Origin of the sequence: Arcobacter sp., assembly GCF_050300555.1 — a bacterium.
Lineage (GTDB): Bacteria > Campylobacterota > Campylobacteria > Campylobacterales > Arcobacteraceae > Arcobacter.
On record NZ_JBNKXY010000060.1, the window covers coordinates 1 to 915 of the forward strand.

The window sequence follows — 915 nt, forward strand, 5'->3', positions numbered from 1 at the left end:
AAAAGTGAACCTTCTTTCAAGGATATTGTTGAGGATCAGCTAAGGATTAATTCGGAAGTTGGCAAGAAGTTACTTGCCAATGAAAGGATACTGGAAAGCATCGACTGTAAGATGAACAATTTGATAGTGGCAGTCCATAACCATCAGCACTTCAACAAAGTGTTGGAGATGAACATCAGAGATGGCAGTTTTGAACTTAAACCAGCTCTCATCAACATGGTGCAGCAAAGCCCATTCTGCGGCAAGGCCTTGGAGGATGCTAATGCTCATCTCCAATATTTCTTGGAGATTTACATCACATTCACCATCTGAGGAGTAACTCAGGATGTAGTACGCCTTTGCCTATTTCCATTTTCATTATTAGAAAAGGTGAAACAATGGTTCTATTCCAACAAGGAGGCAATGTCAACCTAGGAGAAATGCTCCAATGTATTTCTCACCATGTTTTTTCTGTTGGGCAAGACCAATGCCCTTCGAGACAGGATCTCTACCTTTCAACAACTCATGGATAAAACTATTGCCGAGGCATGGGAACGCCTGCAGGATTATATCTCTGCAATGCCCCCATCACGGCATGGAGGAGTGGTTCATTATCCAAAGATTCTATCATTGGTTGATTCGCTCAACCCAGGAGCATATAGATGCTGCTGCTGAAGGTTCTTTCTTCACTCTCATTATGGAGGAAGCTCAAAAACTGATTGAGAAGATGGCCTCTAACCAGAGCTGGGATGAGGAGCGCACTTGGACCCGCACACGTAAGGTTCACCAGCTTGAAGAGATGGACATGCTCACCACCAAAATTTATCTTCTTATGAAGAAGCTTGAGAACCCAGGCCTTGATCATCTCAAAATGGTCGATGCCCGAGTGACCTATGAAGAGTGCGAAGAAACAGGCCACATGGGTGTCAATTGCCC

General features: G+C 44.2%; 3 protein-coding genes. All 3 read left to right on the forward strand.

Features of this window, described 5'->3' with window-relative positions; translation table 11 throughout:
* On the forward strand, positions 1 to 312 hold a 312-nt coding region (locus tag ACQY5W_RS13015), incomplete at its 5' end, for a hypothetical protein (RefSeq protein ID WP_428025402.1).
* Between the two features lie 129 nt (positions 313 to 441).
* On the forward strand, positions 442 to 654 hold the full coding sequence (locus tag ACQY5W_RS13020; RefSeq protein WP_428025403.1) for a hypothetical protein: 213 nt from the start codon (positions 442 to 444) through the stop codon (positions 652 to 654).
* Positions 614 to 915, forward strand: a 302-nt coding sequence (locus ACQY5W_RS13025) for a hypothetical protein (protein ID WP_428025404.1), incomplete at its 3' end; no start/stop codon positions are given. The genes ACQY5W_RS13020 and ACQY5W_RS13025, both read left to right, overlap by 41 nt.

Excerpts from the sequence above, each read along its gene's own strand:
- ACQY5W_RS13020 (WP_428025403.1), top strand. The coding sequence starts at position 442 with ATGTTTTTTCTGTTGGGCAAGACCAATGCCCTTCGAGACAGGATCTCT.